Source organism: Priestia sp. HNGD-A6 (assembly GCF_045784335.1).
GTDB lineage: Bacteria > Bacillota > Bacilli > Bacillales > Bacillaceae_H > Priestia > Priestia zanthoxyli.
This window is the reverse complement of sequence record NZ_CP138621.1, coordinates 2,737,501-2,755,000: the sequence shown is the minus strand read 5'-3', so window position 1 is coordinate 2,755,000 and position 17,500 is coordinate 2,737,501. Positions and strand designations below refer to the sequence as shown.

15 protein-coding genes, 1 tRNA gene, 2 rRNA genes, 1 other RNA gene and 1 other annotated feature (2 of these 20 running past the window's edge) are annotated in these 17,500 nt (G+C 40.1%); of the genes, 14 read left to right on the top strand and 5 right to left on the bottom strand.

Features of this window, described 5'->3' with window-relative positions; translation table 11 throughout:
- Both SCI76_RS14025 and rrf read left to right on the top strand, forming a co-directional pair.
- A 23S ribosomal RNA gene (locus SCI76_RS14025) occupies window positions 1–2,495 on the top strand; it begins 441 nt to the left of the window's first position.
- Window positions 2,496–2,558: 63 nt separating this feature from the next.
- Window positions 2,559–2,674 (top strand): 5S ribosomal RNA (gene rrf / locus SCI76_RS14020).
- 26 nt (window positions 2,675–2,700) lie between these two features.
- On the opposite strand, the gene SCI76_RS14015 is transcribed toward rrf, so the two are convergent.
- Window positions 2,701–3,666: a YaaC family protein gene (locus SCI76_RS14015; protein ID WP_328180179.1), complete on the bottom strand. Its 966-nt coding sequence runs from the start codon at window positions 3,664–3,666 to the stop codon at window positions 2,701–2,703.
- Window positions 3,667–3,782: 116 nt separating this feature from the next.
- Here SCI76_RS14015 and guaB point away from each other — a divergent pair, with 116 nt between their 5' ends.
- From guaB to SCI76_RS13985, 6 genes are all read left to right on the top strand, one after another.
- On the top strand, window positions 3,783–5,249 hold the full coding sequence (gene guaB / locus SCI76_RS14010; RefSeq protein ID WP_013054827.1) for an IMP dehydrogenase: 1,467 nt from the start codon (window positions 3,783–3,785) through the stop codon (window positions 5,247–5,249).
- A 150-nt stretch (window positions 5,250–5,399) separates the two neighbouring features.
- The gene (locus tag SCI76_RS14005; protein WP_028412711.1) at window positions 5,400–6,755 is read left to right on the top strand and encodes a serine hydrolase; all 1,356 of its coding nucleotides are present in this window, start codon (window positions 5,400–5,402) and stop codon (window positions 6,753–6,755) included.
- 190 nt (window positions 6,756–6,945) lie between these two features.
- On the top strand, window positions 6,946–7,833 hold the full coding sequence (gene pdxS / locus SCI76_RS14000) for a pyridoxal 5'-phosphate synthase lyase subunit PdxS (RefSeq protein WP_013054829.1): 888 nt from the start codon (window positions 6,946–6,948) through the stop codon (window positions 7,831–7,833).
- A gap of 21 nt (window positions 7,834–7,854) precedes the next feature.
- Window positions 7,855–8,442, top strand: coding sequence for a pyridoxal 5'-phosphate synthase glutaminase subunit PdxT (gene pdxT / locus SCI76_RS13995; RefSeq protein ID WP_328180178.1), 588 nt, complete (start codon window positions 7,855–7,857; stop codon window positions 8,440–8,442).
- Between the two features lie 57 nt (window positions 8,443–8,499).
- Window positions 8,500–8,712: a binding site (T-box leader), on the top strand.
- 52 nt (window positions 8,713–8,764) lie between these two features.
- Entirely contained in the window at window positions 8,765–10,042 is a 1,278-nt protein-coding gene (serS, locus tag SCI76_RS13990; RefSeq protein WP_028412709.1) for a serine--tRNA ligase, read from the top strand.
- 109 nt (window positions 10,043–10,151) lie between these two features.
- A tRNA-Ser gene (locus tag SCI76_RS13985) sits at window positions 10,152–10,244 on the top strand.
- Window positions 10,245–10,364: 120 nt separating this feature from the next.
- On the opposite strand, the gene SCI76_RS13980 is transcribed toward SCI76_RS13985, so the two are convergent.
- From SCI76_RS13980 to SCI76_RS13965, 4 genes are all read right to left on the bottom strand, one after another.
- Entirely contained in the window at window positions 10,365–11,045 is a 681-nt protein-coding gene (locus SCI76_RS13980) for a deoxynucleoside kinase (protein ID WP_028412708.1), read from the bottom strand.
- The gene (locus tag SCI76_RS13975; RefSeq protein ID WP_028412707.1) at window positions 11,045–11,680 is read right to left on the bottom strand and encodes a deoxynucleoside kinase; all 636 of its coding nucleotides are present in this window, start codon (window positions 11,678–11,680) and stop codon (window positions 11,045–11,047) included. The genes SCI76_RS13980 and SCI76_RS13975 overlap by 1 nt, the downstream gene beginning before the upstream one ends.
- A gap of 143 nt (window positions 11,681–11,823) precedes the next feature.
- A complete protein-coding gene (locus tag SCI76_RS13970; RefSeq protein WP_013081323.1) occupies window positions 11,824–13,125 on the bottom strand; it encodes a glycoside hydrolase family 18 protein in 1,302 nt (433 codons plus the stop codon).
- 56 nt (window positions 13,126–13,181) lie between these two features.
- Entirely contained in the window at window positions 13,182–13,724 is a 543-nt protein-coding gene (locus SCI76_RS13965) for an isochorismatase family cysteine hydrolase (RefSeq protein WP_033580900.1), read from the bottom strand.
- Window positions 13,725–13,803: 79 nt separating this feature from the next.
- On the opposite strand from SCI76_RS13965, the gene tadA reads away from it, so the two are divergent.
- The 6 genes from tadA to SCI76_RS13935 form a co-directional block, all read left to right on the top strand.
- Complete coding sequence (gene tadA, locus SCI76_RS13960) at window positions 13,804–14,274, top strand: tRNA adenosine(34) deaminase TadA (protein WP_028412705.1); 471 nt, start codon at window positions 13,804–13,806, stop codon at window positions 14,272–14,274.
- A gap of 102 nt (window positions 14,275–14,376) precedes the next feature.
- Window positions 14,377–14,641, top strand: an RNA gene (ffs, locus tag SCI76_RS13955) — signal recognition particle sRNA large type.
- A 130-nt stretch (window positions 14,642–14,771) separates the two neighbouring features.
- Window positions 14,772–16,460 carry a DNA polymerase III subunit gamma/tau gene (gene dnaX / locus SCI76_RS13950; RefSeq protein WP_028412704.1) on the top strand — a complete coding sequence of 563 codons (1,689 nt, stop codon included), beginning with the start codon at window positions 14,772–14,774 and terminating at the stop codon, window positions 16,458–16,460.
- A gap of 19 nt (window positions 16,461–16,479) precedes the next feature.
- The gene (locus SCI76_RS13945; protein WP_013081327.1) at window positions 16,480–16,800 is read left to right on the top strand and encodes a YbaB/EbfC family nucleoid-associated protein; all 321 of its coding nucleotides are present in this window, start codon (window positions 16,480–16,482) and stop codon (window positions 16,798–16,800) included.
- A gap of 15 nt (window positions 16,801–16,815) precedes the next feature.
- A complete protein-coding gene (gene recR, locus SCI76_RS13940; protein WP_014461944.1) occupies window positions 16,816–17,412 on the top strand; it encodes a recombination mediator RecR in 597 nt (198 codons plus the stop codon).
- A 14-nt stretch (window positions 17,413–17,426) separates the two neighbouring features.
- Window positions 17,427–17,500: the 5' end (the start) of a YaaL family protein gene (locus SCI76_RS13935; protein WP_013054840.1), read on the top strand. 151 nt of this gene lie beyond the right edge of the window; only the first 74 of its 225 coding nucleotides appear in the window; it begins with the start codon at window positions 17,427–17,429; the stop codon falls past the right edge of the window.

Genomic DNA, 17,500 nt, shown 5'->3' with positions numbered 1-17,500 from the left:
GTCGGAAGCTGGGAGGACCATCTCCCAAGGCTAAATACTACCTAGTGACCGATAGTGAACCAGTACCGTGAGGGAAAGGTGAAAAGCACCCCGGAAGGGGAGTGAAAGAGATCCTGAAACCGTGTGCCTACAAGTAGTCAGAGCCCGTTAACGGGTGATGGCGTGCCTTTTGTAGAATGAACCGGCGAGTTACGATCCCATGCAAGGTTAAGCTGATAAGGCGGAGCCGTAGCGAAAGCGAGTCTGAATAGGGCGTTTAGTATGTGGTTGTAGACCCGAAACCAGGTGATCTACCCATGTCCAGGGTGAAGTTCAGGTAACACTGAATGGAGGCCCGAACCCACGCACGTTGAAAAGTGCGGGGATGAGGTGTGGGTAGCGGAGAAATTCCAATCGAACCTGGAGATAGCTGGTTCTCTCCGAAATAGCTTTAGGGCTAGCCTCATGTTGTGAGAGTCTTGGAGGTAGAGCACTGATTGGACTAGGGGCCCCCAACGGGTTACCGAATTCAGTCAAACTCCGAATGCCAAAGACTTATCCATGGGAGTCAGACTGCGAGTGATAAGATCCGTAGTCAAAAGGGAAACAGCCCAGACCACCAGCTAAGGTCCCCAAGTATACGTTAAGTGGAAAAGGATGTGGAGTTGCTTAGACAACCAGGATGTTGGCTTAGAAGCAGCCACCATTTAAAGAGTGCGTAATAGCTCACTGGTCGAGTGACTCTGCGCCGAAAATGTACCGGGGCTAAACGTATCACCGAAGCTGTGGATTGACATCTTTGATGTCAGTGGTAGGAGAGCGTTCTAAGTGCTGTGAAGTCAGACCGTAAGGACTGGTGGAGCGCTTAGAAGTGAGAATGCCGGTATGAGTAGCGAAAGACAAGTGAGAATCTTGTCCACCGAATGCCTAAGGTTTCCTGAGGAAGGCTCGTCCGCTCAGGGTTAGTCGGGACCTAAGCCGAGGCTGAAAAGCGTAGGCGATGGCCAACAGGTTGATATTCCTGTACCACCTCCCCGCCGTTTGAGTAATGGGGGGACGCAGTAGGATAGGGTAAGCGCGCTGCTGGATATGCGCGTTCAAGCAGTTAGGCTGATGAGTAGGCAAATCCGCTCATCATAAAGGCTGAGCTGTGATGACGAGGGAATTATAGTACCGAAGTTCCTGATTCCACACTGCCAAGAAAAGCCTCTAGCGAGGCGGGAGGTGCCCGTACCGCAAACCGACACAGGTAGGCGAGGAGAGAATCCTAAGGTGATCGAGAGAACTCTCGTTAAGGAACTCGGCAAAATGACCCCGTAACTTCGGGAGAAGGGGTGCTCTGGTAGGGTGTATAGCCCGAGAGAGCCGCAGTGAATAGGCCCAGGCGACTGTTTAGCAAAAACACAGGTCTCTGCGAAGCCGCAAGGCGAAGTATAGGGGCTGACGCCTGCCCGGTGCTGGAAGGTTAAGAGGAGGGGTTATCCTTTGGGAGAAGCTCTGAATCGAAGCCCCAGTAAACGGCGGCCGTAACTATAACGGTCCTAAGGTAGCGAAATTCCTTGTCGGGTAAGTTCCGACCCGCACGAAAGGCGTAACGATCTGGGCACTGTCTCAACGAGAGACTCGGTGAAATTATAGTACCTGTGAAGATGCAGGTTACCCGCGACAGGACGGAAAGACCCCGTGGAGCTTTACTGTAGCCTGATATTGAATTTTGGTACAGCTTGTACAGGATAGGTAGGAGCCTGAGAAGCCGGAGCGCTAGCTTCGGTGGAGGCGTCGGTGGGATACTACCCTGGCTGTATTGAAATTCTAACCCGCGGCCCTGATCGGGCCGGGAGACAGTGTCAGGTGGGCAGTTTGACTGGGGCGGTCGCCTCCTAAAATGTAACGGAGGCGCCCAAAGGTTCCCTCAGAATGGTTGGAAATCATTCGTAGAGTGTAAAGGCACAAGGGAGCTTGACTGCGAGACCTACAAGTCGAGCAGGGACGAAAGTCGGGCTTAGTGATCCGGTGGTTCCGCATGGAAGGGCCATCGCTCAACGGATAAAAGCTACCCCGGGGATAACAGGCTTATCTCCCCCAAGAGTCCACATCGACGGGGAGGTTTGGCACCTCGATGTCGGCTCATCGCATCCTGGGGCTGTAGTCGGTCCCAAGGGTTGGGCTGTTCGCCCATTAAAGCGGTACGCGAGCTGGGTTCAGAACGTCGTGAGACAGTTCGGTCCCTATCCGTCGTGGGCGTAGGAAATTTGAGAGGAGCTGTCCTTAGTACGAGAGGACCGGGATGGACACACCGCTGGTGTACCAGTTGTCTTGCCAAAGGCATCGCTGGGTAGCTATGTGTGGACGGGATAAGTGCTGAAAGCATCTAAGCATGAAGCCCCCCTCAAGATGAGATTTCCCATAGCGCAAGCTAGTAAGATCCCTGAAAGATGATCAGGTTGATAGGTCAGAGGTGGAAGCGTGGCGACATGTGTAGCTGACTGATACTAATCGATCGAGGACTTAACCAAACTTTTAAAAGCGTAAGCTTTACTCAGCAACCTGTTATCTAGTTTTGAGAGAGCAATCTCTTGTCTGGTGGCGATAGCGAAGAGGTCACACCCGTTCCCATACCGAACACGGAAGTTAAGCTCTTTAGCGCCAATGGTAGTTGGGACTTTGTCCCTGTGAGAGTAGGACGTTGCCAGGCACTTGAAAAAAGACTAGCTATTTTAGCTAGTCTTTTTTTGTGTGTTCATTTAAGTAACAAGAAATTAAGTAAGGAATCTTTTGAGCTGTAACCTCAAGGAACCTCAAGATAAATGGATAATCTTTCGAAGAGTATGTATGCAATAATTCATACCACCACTCTGTTTCATAACGTGAAATCATACTTAAATTATAAAGTAATAAGTAATGTGCCAACATCTCAGGGAAATATAAGCAGCTATCTTTTTCCAACGGTGCATGCAGCGTGTTAGCTTGGAAATTGTACATAAAAGGTGAACAATTATATAAACAGCTTGAAGGATCAAGAATACATACCTGATCTTCTGCCAAAGACAATGATAGACGGGAACGCTCTTTTAAAAAAGAATAGAGTCTTTCGTGATTCATATGATAACACCGTGTAACTTGTTCAGGAATAGGCAAAGAGGTAGCTGGAAGCGATCCAATAGTTGTTAAATGGGAAGATGGCCTCGTGCCCAAATTTAAAAATAATGTATCTAATTCAGGTACACAAGACAACAGATAATTCATTGTATATTTACTACCTTCTAGTTGTTTCACATGAAACAATTCTTCTCCTACTTGTGAAAATAAACCGCTTTTTTGAATCTTAACTTCATCATCTAAAAAATCATAACTTTGTTTTTTTCTTTTTCGTGTTGATACTCCATGTGCTAACACCGCCGTATTTTCGGGATATACGGGGTTTTGTGTTAACAAACAAGCTTTTAACAGCTGTGACATTCCATAAAATAATAAAACGGGTTGAACTGATACAGGAGATTGTGCCGCAACTTGATAATAATTTTTACTGTGTTCCAAATAATAAATAAATGGGTAACTGTTTTTAAAACTATGTTGCTCTGCATCGCTATAATTCAATTTTTGATAGCGCTTTTTTAAAAAATCTTGTACAAAAGGAACGGAGAAAAATAAATTGTAGGACGTCCAAACATCATTAAATTTATGCAACTAAATCACCTTTTCTTTTTATTAGAATTATCTGATATCTAGTGAAGTTATTGACAGGTACATATCTGCTTGTTAATCTACTAATAATATTCTGTCGTTTAAAGGAGGATTCTATAATGTGGGAAAGCAAATTTTCTAAAGAAGGCTTAACATTTGATGACGTTTTACTGGTGCCAGCAAAATCTGAGGTACTACCTAAAGACGTTGATATGAGTGTTGAACTAACAAAAACATTAAAATTAAAGGTGCCGTTCATCAGTGCAGGAATGGATACAGTTACAGAAGCTGAAATGGCTATTGCGATGGCTAGACAAGGTGGTTTGGGTATCATTCACAAAAACATGTCGATTGAACAGCAAGCAGAACAAGTTGATAAAGTAAAACGTTCTGAAAGTGGTGTTATCACGGATCCTTTCTTTTTAACTCCTGAAAACCAAGTATTTGCTGCTGAACACTTAATGGGCAAATATCGTATCTCAGGTGTGCCGATTGTCAACAACGAAGAAGAACAAAAACTAGTTGGAATCCTTACAAACCGTGACTTGCGTTTCATCCAAGATTATTCAATGCAAATTGCTGATGTAATGACAAAAGAAGAATTAGTTACTGCTCCAGTAGGAACGACTTTAGAAGAAGCAGAGAAAATTCTACAGCAATACAAAATTGAAAAGTTACCTCTTGTAGATGACAATGGCGTATTAAAAGGCCTTATCACAATTAAAGACATTGAAAAAGTAATTGAGTTTCCAAATGCAGCTAAAGATCAACAAGGTCGATTATTAGTTGGAGCAGCTGTTGGCGTAACAGCTGATTCAAATGTTCGTATCGAAAAATTAGTACAAGCTGGCGTTGATGTTATCGTTATTGATACAGCGCATGGACATTCACAAGGCGTTTTAGATACAGTGCGCAGCATTCGCGAGGCATATCCAGAATTAAATATTATTGCTGGTAACGTAGCAACGGCTGAAGGTACAAAAGCATTAATTGAAGCCGGAGCAAACGTAGTAAAAGTAGGAATTGGACCTGGTTCAATTTGTACAACTCGTGTTGTCGCTGGTGTAGGCGTTCCACAAATTACGGCAGTATATGACTGTGCAACTGAAGCTCGTAAGCACGGGGTAGCTATTATTGCAGATGGCGGTATTAAGTACTCTGGAGATATCGTAAAAGCACTTGCAGCTGGTGGACATACAGTAATGCTAGGAAGCCTTCTAGCAGGAACGACAGAAAGCCCTGGCGAAACAGAAATCTACCAAGGAAGACGCTTTAAAGTGTATCGTGGAATGGGCTCTGTGGGAGCTATGGAAAAAGGAAGTAAAGATCGATACTTCCAAGAAGATAATAAAAAATTAGTTCCAGAAGGTATCGAAGGCCGTTTGCCTTACAAAGGACCTGTAGCAGATACTTTATATCAAATGATTGGTGGTTTACGTGCAGGAATGGGTTACTGTGGTTCAGCTAACTTAGAAGCGTTACGTGAACAGGCACAATTCATCCGTATGACTGGAGCAGGCTTAAGAGAAAGTCACCCACATGATGTACAAATTACAAAAGAATCTCCTAACTATTCTATGAGATAATCATGAATGTGTAAAAAACACGTTTCCTTAATAGGGAAACGTGTTTTTTATGTCATTAATCATGAATGTAACAGTACTTCTTTATCTATTTTTTTAAATTTTAGTATGATAAAATTACATTTATGTGAGTTTACGTTTGGAGGGTATAGAGTGAGAAACGCAGTACAGAAACAATTAATTTGTGTCATTGCTGTTATGTTAATGGCCAGCGTATTTTTTGTCTCTACACAAGCATCAGCTGCTTCTAAGACAGATGATATTGGCGTTGAAGCAGACGCAGCCATTTTAGTAGAGGCAAGTACGGGGAAAGTGCTATACGGGAAAAATACGGATGCTTTATTAGGTATTGCAAGCATGACAAAAATGATGACGGAATACCTAGTATTAGAATCCATAAAAGATAAGAAATTATCTTGGGATCAACGTGTGCCAGTTAGTAAATATGCAGCTAAAATTTCTCAGGATTATGGATTATCAAATGTACCATTAATCGAAAACCAAAAATATACGGTAAAAGAATTATATGATGCCATGGCTATTTATTCAGCTAATGGAGCAGCCATTGCTTTAGCTGAAGCTGTCAGTGGTTCTGAAGAAGGTTTCATTAAGTTAATGAATGAAACAGCAAAAAAATTAAATATGGGTGAATCAAAATTTGTCAATTCTACAGGTCTTTCTAATTCCTTGTTAAAAGGGATGTATCCAAAAGGAACAAAGGAAGAAGATGAGAACCTCCTATCTGCTCGGGCAGTTGCTACTCTTGCTTATCACTTGATTCATGATTATCCAGAATCTTTGGAAGTAGCCAAAACTCCTTCCAAGATGTTTAGACAAGGGCAACAAGGCGAAACAAAAATGAACAATTGGAATAAGATGCTCCCTGGTTTTTCAGCTGCATACAGCGGCGTAGACGGCTTAAAAACTGGTCATACAGATTTTGCAGGTCAATGTTTCACTGGAACTGCAGAGCGTAACGGGGTAAGATACATAACAGTTGTAATGAATGCCAAGGAAAACGGTAAGTCTACAGAAGCTGCTCGTTTTTCTCAAACGAAAAAGATATTGGATTATGCTTTTAGTCATTTTCAGTTAAAAGAAGTAGTGCCTGCTAACGGCGAGATTAAAGGGCATGAAACAATTGATGTTGCTAAAGGAAAATCAAAAGAAGCTTCCGTTTCTCCAAAGAATTCGGTAAAAATTATTACCGAAAAAGGTCAAAAAGATCATACTAAAATCAACTTTAAGTTAAACGATAAAGTTATGAACGATCAAAAAGTTGTTGCTCCTATTAAAAAAGGAGAAACAGTTGCTTATGTAAGTGCAACAAACAGCAATCTTAAAGATCTAGGCTATGTAGGAGGCCAAACTACAGATAGCATGACGCCGGTCGTGACAAACGAATCTGTTGAAAAAGCTGGATGGTTCTCTCTCGCTATTCGCAGTATTGGTAACTTCTTCAGCGATATTTGGATGAATGCTGCAAATACAGTGAATAACTGGTTTTAATGATAACTCAAGAGAAAGAAGAGATACTACAAGGGAGTATCTCTTTTTTTTATTTTTAGATTTGTTTGTATATAATCTATAAATTAGATAGGAATTTTCCGAAAAATACGGTAAAATAGACACTAAGTTTTGAATTTTGTATATACACTAAAAATTATTGTGAAACACTTGATACAGGAGGAAGACAAACATGAATAACATTACAGGTACTGATCGTGTAAAACGAGGAATGGCGGAAATGCAAAAAGGTGGCGTTATCATGGACGTGATCAACGCAGAGCAAGCAAAAATTGCAGAAGCAGCAGGCGCTGTTGCCGTTATGGCATTAGAGCGTGTTCCAGCTGATATCCGTGCAGCAGGCGGCGTGTCTCGTATGGCAGACCCAACAATTGTTGAAGAAGTGATGAATGCTGTGTCCATTCCAGTTATGGCAAAAGCTCGTATTGGCCATATTGTTGAAGCACGCGTGCTAGAAGCGATGGGTGTAGACTACATCGATGAAAGTGAAGTGTTGACTCCAGCTGATGAGGAGTTTCATTTAAATAAAAATACATTTACGGTTCCATTTGTGTGCGGTTGTCGTGATCTTGGTGAAGCATCCCGCCGTATTGCTGAAGGAGCTGCAATGCTTCGTACAAAAGGCGAACCAGGGACAGGAAACATCGTGGAAGCAGTGCGTCATATGCGCCAAGTAAACGCTCAAGTACGTAAAGTTGTGGGCATGGACGAAGATGAGTTAATGACAGAGGCAAAACTATTAGGCGCGCCTTATGAGTTATTACTGCAAATTAAACGTGAAGGCCGCCTACCGGTTGTAAACTTTGCAGCGGGCGGTGTAGCAACACCAGCAGACGCAGCGTTAATGATGCAGCTTGGAGCAGACGGTGTGTTCGTTGGCTCAGGAATCTTTAAATCCGACAACCCTGAAAAATTTGCTCGAGCAATCGTTGAGGCAACAACGCATTATCAAGATTATGAACTCATTGCAAACTTGTCAAAAGGATTAGGAAGCGCAATGAAAGGGATTGAAATTTCATCATTATTACCAGAAAACCGCATGCAAGAGCGTGGATGGTAATTTAAAGGGAGTTTTGACAAAATGGTAAAAGTAGGCGTGTTAGGATTACAAGGTGCCTTTCGCGAGCATGCACAAGCATTAGAAGCAGCAGGCGCTGAAGCCATTATCATTAAAAAAGTTGAACAGCTAGACGAAATAGATGGTTTAATCCTACCGGGCGGCGAAAGCACAGCGATGCGTCGTCTAATTGACAAGTATGGCTTTATGGAACCTCTTCGCCAGTTTGCACAAGCAGGTAAACCGGTGTTTGGTACGTGTGCGGGTTTAATTTTACTTGCAGGACAAGTTGTTGACCGTGAAGAGCCCCATTTAGGTGTTATGGATATTACGGTAGCTCGAAATTCATTTGGGCGCCAACGAGATAGCTTTGAAGCTGCTCTAAATATTAAAGATATTGGTGAAGATTTTATAGGCGTATTTATCCGTGCTCCGCATATTGTAGAAGTAGGAGAAAACGTTGAAGTCTTGGCAATGCATAACGACCGAATTGTTGCAGCAAGACAAGGTCAATTCTTAGGATGTTCGTTTCATCCAGAATTAACAGATGATGCTCGCATGGCTCAGTATTTTGTAGCAATGGTTGAAGAAGCTTCGAAAAAACCTGTATAAATGAATTGCATCTTGTAAAGACTTGTAGTACATTATGATTAATAAAAATGATATTGGTATAAAGCGTTGATAGGAAATAGTAATAAGATTTTTGATTTCAAGAGAGTCGATGGCTGGTGTGAATCGATAATCAATTCTTATGAATCCGTCCTGGAGCAAGCTGTCGAAAAAGTAGTAGGCAGTTTCGGTTCATCCGTTATCTGGTTTAAGAGGAAGGCTTATTTTAGCTTTCAATTAGGGTGGCAACGCGGGTAAACTCTCGTCCCTTTCACAGGGATGAGAGTTTTTATTTTGCCCTTTTATACTAAAGGAGGTACTCAGTATGTTAGATTTAAAATTTTTACGTGCTAATTTTAATGAAGTAAAAGAAAAGCTCAAGTTTCGTGGTGAGGACTTAACGGACTTAGGTCGCTTTGAAGAGTTAGATGCAAAACGCCGTGAGCTAATTGCTCAAACAGAAGAGTTAAAAAGCAAGCGAAATGAAGTATCACAGCAAATTGCACAATTGAAACGTGAAAAACAAGATGCTGATCATTTAATCGTCGAAATGCGTGAAGTAGGAGACCGCGTAAAGCAATTGGATGAAGAGCTTCGCAGCGTTGAAGAAGAGTTAGAGCTATTGCTGCTTTCAATTCCTAACGTTCCACATGAAAGTACGCCTGTAGGTGAAACTGAAGATGATAACGTAGAAGTTCGCAAATGGGGAGAAATTAAACAATTTGATTTTGAACCAAAACCGCATTGGGATTTAGGAACAGATTTAAATATTTTAGATTTTGAAAGAGCTTCGAAAGTAACGGGAAGCCGCTTTGTATTTTATAAAGGGTTAGGTGCAAGATTAGAACGTGCTCTTATTAACTTTATGATGGATTTACATATGGATGAGCATGGTTATGAAGAAATCCTTCCTCCATATATGGTGAATCGTACAAGTATGACAGGAACAGGGCAGCTTCCTAAATTTGAAGAAGATGCATTTAAAATTAAAGAAGAAGATTATTTCTTAATTCCTACAGCTGAAGTACCAGTTACAAATTTACATCGTGATGAAATTTTAAGCGGAGATCAGCTTCCAATTGCTTATACAGCGTATAGTGCTTGCTTCCGCTCAGAAGCAGGCTCTGCAGGAAGAGATACACGTGGGCTTATTCGCCAGCATCAGTTTAATAAAGTAGAACTTGTTCGCTTTGTTAAGCCAGAAGATTCTTATGATGAATTAGAAAAATTAACGGGCCATGCTGAAAAGGTTCTTCAACTATTAGGTTTACCTTACCGAGTTCTAAGCATGTGTACAGCTGACTTAGGTTTCACAGCAGCCAAAAAGTATGATATTGAAGTTTGGATTCCAAGTTATGAAACGTATCGTGAAATTTCTTCTTGTTCAAACTTTGAAAGCTTCCAAGCTCGCCGTGCTAATATTCGCTTCCGCCGTGATACAAAAGCAAAACCAGAACATGTTCATACACTAAATGGTTCTGGCTTAGCAATTGGCCGTACGGTAGCTGCAATTTTAGAAAACTACCAGCAGGAAGATGGATCAATTCAAATTCCAGAAGTGCTGCGTCCATATATGGGAAATAAAGAAGTTATTTCTAAATAAAAGTAGAAGATGTTCATTAAATTAATTTTTAATGAACATCTTTTTTAAAAAAATTAATAAAAGAGTTGACTTCATTATTTTTATATGATAAATTAATACTTGTCGATACGGAGGAATACCCAAGTCCGGCTGAAGGGATCGGTCTTGAAAACCGACAGGGGTGTTAAAGCCCGCGGGGGTTCGAATCCCTCTTCCTCCGCCATATTTGACTTATAATGCAATTAACATAGCGCGATAAATTGGAGATTGGAAAACCGTTACTTATAAGTAACGGTTTTTTATTTGTTGAAAATGCCGCTTTATTTATTAAAGCGGCATTTTTTTATAGCTGACGACGTTTTAACTTTTCATTATGTTGTAAAAAGCGAGCCACTTTTTCAACAATTGATTCAATTGAATCAGGATCCTTGAGAAGGTCGTATTCTCTAATATCTAAACGGAGAATAGGACAAGCCGTAAAGTTATTAATCCATTCTTCATATCGGGCGTGCATCTCTTTCCAATAATCAAGAGGCGTTTGTTGTTCCATTGGTCGCCCTCTTTCTTGAATGCGATCTACAATATCTTCGAAGCTGCCTTCCAAATAAATGAGCAGATCCGGATGAGGGAAGTATGGAGTCATAACCATTGCATCGAACAAGCTTGTATATGTCTCATAGTCTACTTTAGACATTGTTCCCTTTTCAAAATGCATCTTAGCAAAGATACCGGTATCTTCGTAAATGGATCTGTCTTGGATAAAGCCGCCGCCATACTCGAAAATCTTCTTTTGTTCTTTAAAGCGTTCCGCTAAAAAATATACCTGTAGGTGAAAGCTCCAGCGTTCAAAATCCCCATAAAATTTGTCCAGGTAAGGGTTGGAATCTACTTTTTCAAACGATGTGCGAAATTGGAGAGCATCAGCCAATGATTGAGTCATCGTAGATTTCCCAACTCCAACTGTACCCGCTATCGTCAACACAGCATCATTAGGAATGTTGTATTTCGATCGTAAGTTTACCATTATATACTCCTTTTCAACATACTCTCTTGAACCTCTGATAAGATTCTATTTAAGTGTTGTTTATTTTGTACAAAATCTATTTCATCACCGTTATAACGTAAAATGGTTACGTCAGGGTTCTTTTGTTCAAATGCCGTCATAGCTTTTTCATAATCATCACTTAGTCTCGCAAGGTAGTGAGGATCGATGTTTCGTTCAATTTCTCTTCCACGCATTTTAATACGCTTTAGCAAGGTATCTAAACTGGCATTTAAATAAATAATAATGTTCGGAGCCGGCATATCAGCCGTTAAGATGTGGAAGATTTGTACATATTTTTTATACTGTTCATCTTTTAACGTTTGCTCAGCGAAAATCATGTTTTTCATAATATGATAATCTGCTACAACAGGTTTTTTATAAGATAAGAACCCTTTTTGAATATCCTCTAACTGCTTATATCGATTACATAGAAAAAACATTTCGGTTTGAAAACTCCACTCGTCGATATTCTCATAAAATTTCCCGAGAAATGGATTTTCATCTACGATTTCTTTTAAAATTTCGAACTGAAATGCTTGTGCAATCTCTTTAGCTAGAGAGGTTTTTCCGACACCGATGGGTCCTTCTACTGAAATAAAAGGTGTGCCTTGCATTCATTTGCCTCCTTCATGACCACTCGTTCAAAAAAAACAGACAAAAAATATTTTAACATAGAGAAGGAGAATAAGGGGAAAAGAAATTTCTTTCAGTAAGAAGAATAACAAAAAGCCTACTGTTAACAGTAAGCTTTCCCTATTTACGGCTGTGTCACTCTTTTTGTAATTTTGAAGTTGTCTTCAATCAAGAGCCAGTTTTGTGGGAAATCTAAGCCTAGTTTCCAGTAGGCCATTCCTCTAAGTTTTAATTCTTTGATTAAATCAAACTTGGCCTGAATAGACCTAGCGTCTTCAAACCATACTTCGTGAGTGCGCTGCTGTTCATCTTTATACCGGAAGAAAGGAGCTTGTGCTTTATTGTCGTATTGAATAGCTACTTTATAACGAGCTGCCAACTCAATAGCTCTTTGAGGACTAATGGCTTTGGCGTATTCTCCTCCTGGTTTGTAAGGCAGTGTCCAATCGTAACCGTATAGGTTTTGGCCCATGATAATTTTTGAACTAGGTATTTCAGATACTGCATATTCTAAAACATCACGTACGGGACCAATAGGAGAGACGGCCATAGGAGGCCCACCGCTATATCCCCATTCATATGTCATTGGAACAACGAAGTTAGCAATCTCTCCAATGGCTTTATAATCATGTGCTTCATACCATTTGCCTTTTTGATCTCGACTTGTCTTCGGAGCTAAAGCCACAGACATGAGAAGTTGCTCATCTTGAAGACGCTTTTTTGCTTTCTGTAAGAATGCAATATAGGCTTCTTTATCTGCCGGACGCAAAAATTCGAAGTCAAAGTGAATGTCTCTGAAATTTTGTTCTTTCGCTGTTTTTACAATATTATTTAAGAGCGTATCTTGAACGTCTTTATTAGTTAAAATTGCTCGGCCGACTTCATCACTGAATGCACCGTTTTCAATATTAGCCAATACCATTAAGAAGATGACGTCATTTTCTTTAGCAATAGAACCTAAATTGTTAAGTGGAGGTGCCTTTAGAGAACCGTCTTTTTGCACTTCGAAGTTCGCTGGTCCGAGATAAGTAAGGTATTTTGCATTTTGATTAATCATTTTCTCTGTTTGAGGGGTGATTTTTCGATTGCTTGTTTCAACATACCCTAAAAACTCACCGTTTCTTTTGTTTGGGGAAGGGGGAATTAAGATGCGGCGGCCAGGTGTTAAGGGTGCTGTAACTGAAACATTGTTCGCATTGGCAATAGCCTGATAGCTAACGCCTAATTTTCGTCCTATTTTCCATATAGTGTCCCCAGCTTTTACTGTGTAGTAAGTACCGTTGATGGGAATAACCATAGATTGCCCGATGACGAGTTGATTTGGATTAGGTAATTCATTTGCTCTTATAATCTTTCCTGCGTCAATCCGGAACTGTTTTGCAATACTATATATACTGTCACCTGCTTTAACAGTGTAAATTTGCATAATAAAAAGCCTCCATTTCATATGACTTACTTCCATCATATGAGAAGGCTTTTTACTTAATTCATCAACTCAGTATGTTTGCAAATACGAGCATTTAATACGTTATGCATCATTCTTAAAGCAAAGGTATTGTCTTCATCTGCGTTTGAAGCAATACAATCTTCAGGCACAATTAAATTATACTCACGCATATAAGCATCGTTGGCTGAAAAAAGCACGCATATATTTCCCGCAATTCCTGTTAAAATAAGTGTATGCACATCGAGCTGTGATAGCAAAATATTTAAAGCTGTTCCATAGAAAATAGAATGCTTTGGTTTAATTAAAAAGTAATCAGCGTTTTGTGGTGAAATGTGATGTAGAATGGGTGAACTTACCTCATTTGTGCAGTGTGTTAAAATGGTTTCTAAGTTTGCTTGCCACAGCTTATAGTGGTCATTGACGTAAATAATAGGGATATGTTGAGACGAGGCATATTGTTTTAATTCGGCAATATTTTGAGCGATTATTAAAGATTTTTCAGCAAGTACTTTGCCGTTTTTGAATTGAAAATCGTTTAGCATATCAATAATAATTAAAGCAGTTTTAGCATTCTTCACACAAGGTCTCTCCTTTTCCTGATGTACATAGTAAATAGTTTGACTCAGAAAAAATATAATATGTAAGGTTGGATAAAAAGTGTTAAATGATGAAAAGTATATGAGGTTGGCAATTGATGAAGCATTAAAAGCTAAAGATAAATTAGAGGTTCCTATTGGAGCAGTTATTGTTCAAAATGATGAGGTGATTGCTGCAGCTTATAACTTACGAGAAACAGAACAGCGATCAGTTGCTCATGCGGAACTTTTAGCCATTGATGAAGCATGTAAGAAACTAGGAACATGGAGGTTGGAAGACGCTACGTTATATGTCACCTTAGAACCATGTCCGATGTGTGCAGGTGCTATTGTATTATCAAGAGTGAAAAGAGTTGTGTTTGGCGCTTATGATCCTAAAGGTGGCTGCGCTGGAACATTGTTAAATTTATTAGAGTTTGAAAAGTTTAATCATCAAGCAGAAGTAGTAGGAGGTATGCTAGAAGAAGAATGCGGGAGCCTCTTAACGACTTTTTTTCGTGAGTTACGTCAACGAAAAAAGGCTGGAAAATAGCGCTAAAAAAGTAAGTTTTCTATAGCGGTTGCATTTTTGAATGAAAAGACGTATACTTGTAAATGCATCAACTTGATGCCCAAACTATTGGTTTCAACTTTGCCGTGCTAAGCGGGGAGGTAGCGGTGCCCTGTACTCGCAATCCGCTCTAGCGAGGCCGAATTCCTTCTTGAGGTTAGCTCATCTTAGGGCCTGCCTTAAGTAAGTGGTGTTGACGTTTGGGTCCTATGCAATGGGAATCTGTGAACCCTGTCAGGTCCGGAAGGAAGCAGCAGTAAGCAGAACCTCTCATGTGCCATGGGGTCGCCTGAACCGAGCTAACTGCTTAAGTAACGCCTGGGGTGGCTAATCGACGGAAGGTGCACGGCAGTTATATACATAAGTTTAGTCTACTCTGTGAGAGTAGGCTTTTTATTTTATCTCTTACTATTTTGAAAAAAAACCTCATAATACGCTATAATGAGAACTAATGAATTATATTAAAAGGAGAGGATGTAGTGGCATATCAGGCTCTGTACCGTGTATACCGTCCTCAAAGCTTTAACGACGTAGTCGGTCAGCAACATATTATCAAAACACTTCAAAATGCCCTTGTCCAAGAAAAATTTTCGCATGCGTATTTATTTTCTGGGCCTCGAGGGACAGGGAAGACAACAGCTGCTAAAATTTTAGCGAAAGCCGTTAACTGTGAAAAAGCACCCATTGCTGAACCTTGTAATGAATGTGCAACTTGTCGGGGAATTACGGATGGTTCCATTTCTGATGTAATTGAAATTGATGCAGCCTCTAATAATGGAGTCGATGAAATTCGAGATATCCGTGATAAAGTAAAATATGCACCTAGTGCTGTTCGATACAAAGTGTACATTATTGATGAAGTTCATATGCTTTCAATTGGAGCTTTTAACGCTTTGTTAAAAACGTTAGAAGAACCTCCTGCACATGTCATCTTTATTTTAGCTACAACAGAGCCCCATAAAATTCCATTAACGATTATCTCCAGATGTCAGCGCTTTGATTTCAAACGCATTTCGCCAGAAGATATCGTATATCGAATGAAGGAAGTATTAGGTTCTGAAGAGCTAGAAGTAAGCGAGGATGCTCTTTACGAAATTGCGAAAGCTTCAGAAGGAGGCATGCGTGATGCACTTAGTCTTTTAGACCAAGCCATCTCGTATAGTACGGAGAAGGTGAGCTTAGAGGATGTTCTATCCATAACAGGAGCAGTATCACAGTCTTTTATTGTGAAGATCGTCCAAGCTATCTTTAACGAAAACATTGTAGAAGCGCTAGATTCTGTTGAAAGTTTGATCAAAAACGGAAAAGATCCAGCGAGGTTTGTAGAGGACCTCATCTTCTATTATCGTGATGTTCTGCTTTATCAAGCTTCAGAAGAAAATGCATATTTACTTGAAAAAGCAGCGGTTAACGAAGAGTTTAAAGAACTTAGTTCAAAAATGGATAGTGCCTTTATTTATAAAGTCATTGCTGAATTGAACCAAACTCAGCAAGAGATGAAATGGAGCAATCATCCTCGAGTGCTACTTGAAGTAGCTTTAGTAAAATTAGCTCAAAGTTCTACAAATCAAGAGGGTGCTCTTCCATATCAAGACATTTTGCAAAAAATGAATCAAATGGAAGCAGAACTGCAGCAGCTAAAAGAAAAAGGCATTCAAGTTGATCATACAGCTCAGGCAGCGCAAACAGAGAAAAAACAGACAAGACAGTCAAGAAGTCAGTACAAAACGCCTGTTGGAAAGGTAAATGAAGTTTTAAAAAATGCCACTCGGCAGAATTTAGAAACCATTAAGCGATCTTGGGCGCAGGTATTAGACACATTGAAACAACAAAATAAAGCTTCACATGCAGCGTTGTTATCTAACAGTGAACCGGTTGCGTCTTCAGATCAATCATTTATACTTAAATTCAAATATGAAATTCATTGCAAAATGGCTTCTGAAAATAACAACAATGTACGTGATAATTTAGAGAATATCTTATATACTTTAATTGGCAGCAAGCGTGAAATGGTTGCAATTCCAGAAAGTGAATGGGATAAAGTAAGAGAAGAGTTTCTTCAAGGACAGCAAAGTGATGGGTCATCAGGTCAACCACAGGAGGAAGACCCCGTGGTTGCAGAAGCGAAAAAGCTATTTGGAGAAGACTTAATCGAAATTCAAGAGTAAATTTAGGAGGAATGTTCATATGATGAAAGGCATGGGCAATATGCAAAAAATGATGAAACAAATGCAAAAAATGCAAAAAGATATGCAAAAAGCGCAGGAAGAGTTAGCTGAAAAAACTGTTGAAGGTACAGCTGGCGGTGGAATGGTAACAGTTGTGGTTAACGGTCAGAAACAAGTAATTGATGTAAATATTAAAGAGGATGTAGTAGATCCTGAAGATATTGAAATGCTACAAGATTTAGTACTAGCAGCAACAAATGACGCATTAAAACAAATGGACGATTTAACAAATAACACAATGGGTCAATTTACAAAAGGTTTAAATATTCCAGGACTTTAATAAGGTGGTTGCCACGTGCATTATCCAGAACCAATATCAAAGCTTATAGATAGTTTTATGAAGTTACCCGGCATTGGTCCAAAAACAGCTGTTCGCTTAGCGTTCTTTGTTTTATCTATGAAAGAAGATACGGTATTAGATTTTGCAAAAGCATTAGTTAATGCGAAGCGAAATTTAACCTATTGTTCAGTTTGTGGGCATATCACAGATCAAGATCCTTGCTACATTTGTCAAGATCAGCGTAGAGAGCGCAGTGTGGTATGTGTCGTGCAAGACCCTAAAGATGTCATTGCAATGGAGAAAATGAAAGAATATAATGGCTTGTATCATGTCCTGCATGGCGCAATTTCACCTATGGAAGGAATAGGGCCTGAAGATATCAAAGTACCAGAGTTATTAAAAAGACTTCAAGATGATGAGATTCAAGAAGTGATTTTAGCTACTAACCCGAATATAGAGGGCGAAGCTACGGCTATGTATATCTCTAGGCTCTTAAAGCCGACAGGAATTAAAATTACTAGAATTGCTCATGGGTTACCCGTCGGAGGAGACCTTGAGTACGCGGACGAAGTAACATTATCTAAAGCCCTAGAAGGTAGAAGAGAAGTATAACGAGGTACTTGCATATGTTTTTTAAACGAAAAGGTTGGCTACGCAAAGAGTACGATGATGAATTTGTGAAGACTTTTATGCAAGTAAA

Excerpts from the sequence above, each read along its gene's own strand:
- SCI76_RS13975 (WP_028412707.1), bottom strand. The coding sequence starts at position 11,680 with ATGCAAGGCACACCTTTTATTTCAGTAGAAGGACCCATCGGTGTCGGA.
- SCI76_RS13980 (WP_028412708.1), bottom strand. The coding sequence starts at position 11,045 with ATGGTAAACTTACGATCGAAATACAACATTCCTAATGATGCTGTGTTG.
- pdxS (WP_013054829.1), top strand. The coding sequence starts at position 6,946 with ATGAATAACATTACAGGTACTGATCGTGTAAAACGAGGAATGGCGGAA.
- guaB (WP_013054827.1), top strand. The coding sequence starts at position 3,783 with ATGTGGGAAAGCAAATTTTCTAAAGAAGGCTTAACATTTGATGACGTT.
- SCI76_RS13970 (WP_013081323.1), bottom strand. The coding sequence starts at position 13,125 with ATGCAAATTTACACTGTTAAAGCAGGTGACAGTATATATAGTATTGCA.
- pdxT (WP_328180178.1), top strand. The coding sequence starts at position 7,855 with ATGGTAAAAGTAGGCGTGTTAGGATTACAAGGTGCCTTTCGCGAGCAT.
- serS (WP_028412709.1), top strand. The coding sequence starts at position 8,765 with ATGTTAGATTTAAAATTTTTACGTGCTAATTTTAATGAAGTAAAAGAA.
- SCI76_RS13945 (WP_013081327.1), top strand. The coding sequence starts at position 16,480 with ATGATGAAAGGCATGGGCAATATGCAAAAAATGATGAAACAAATGCAA.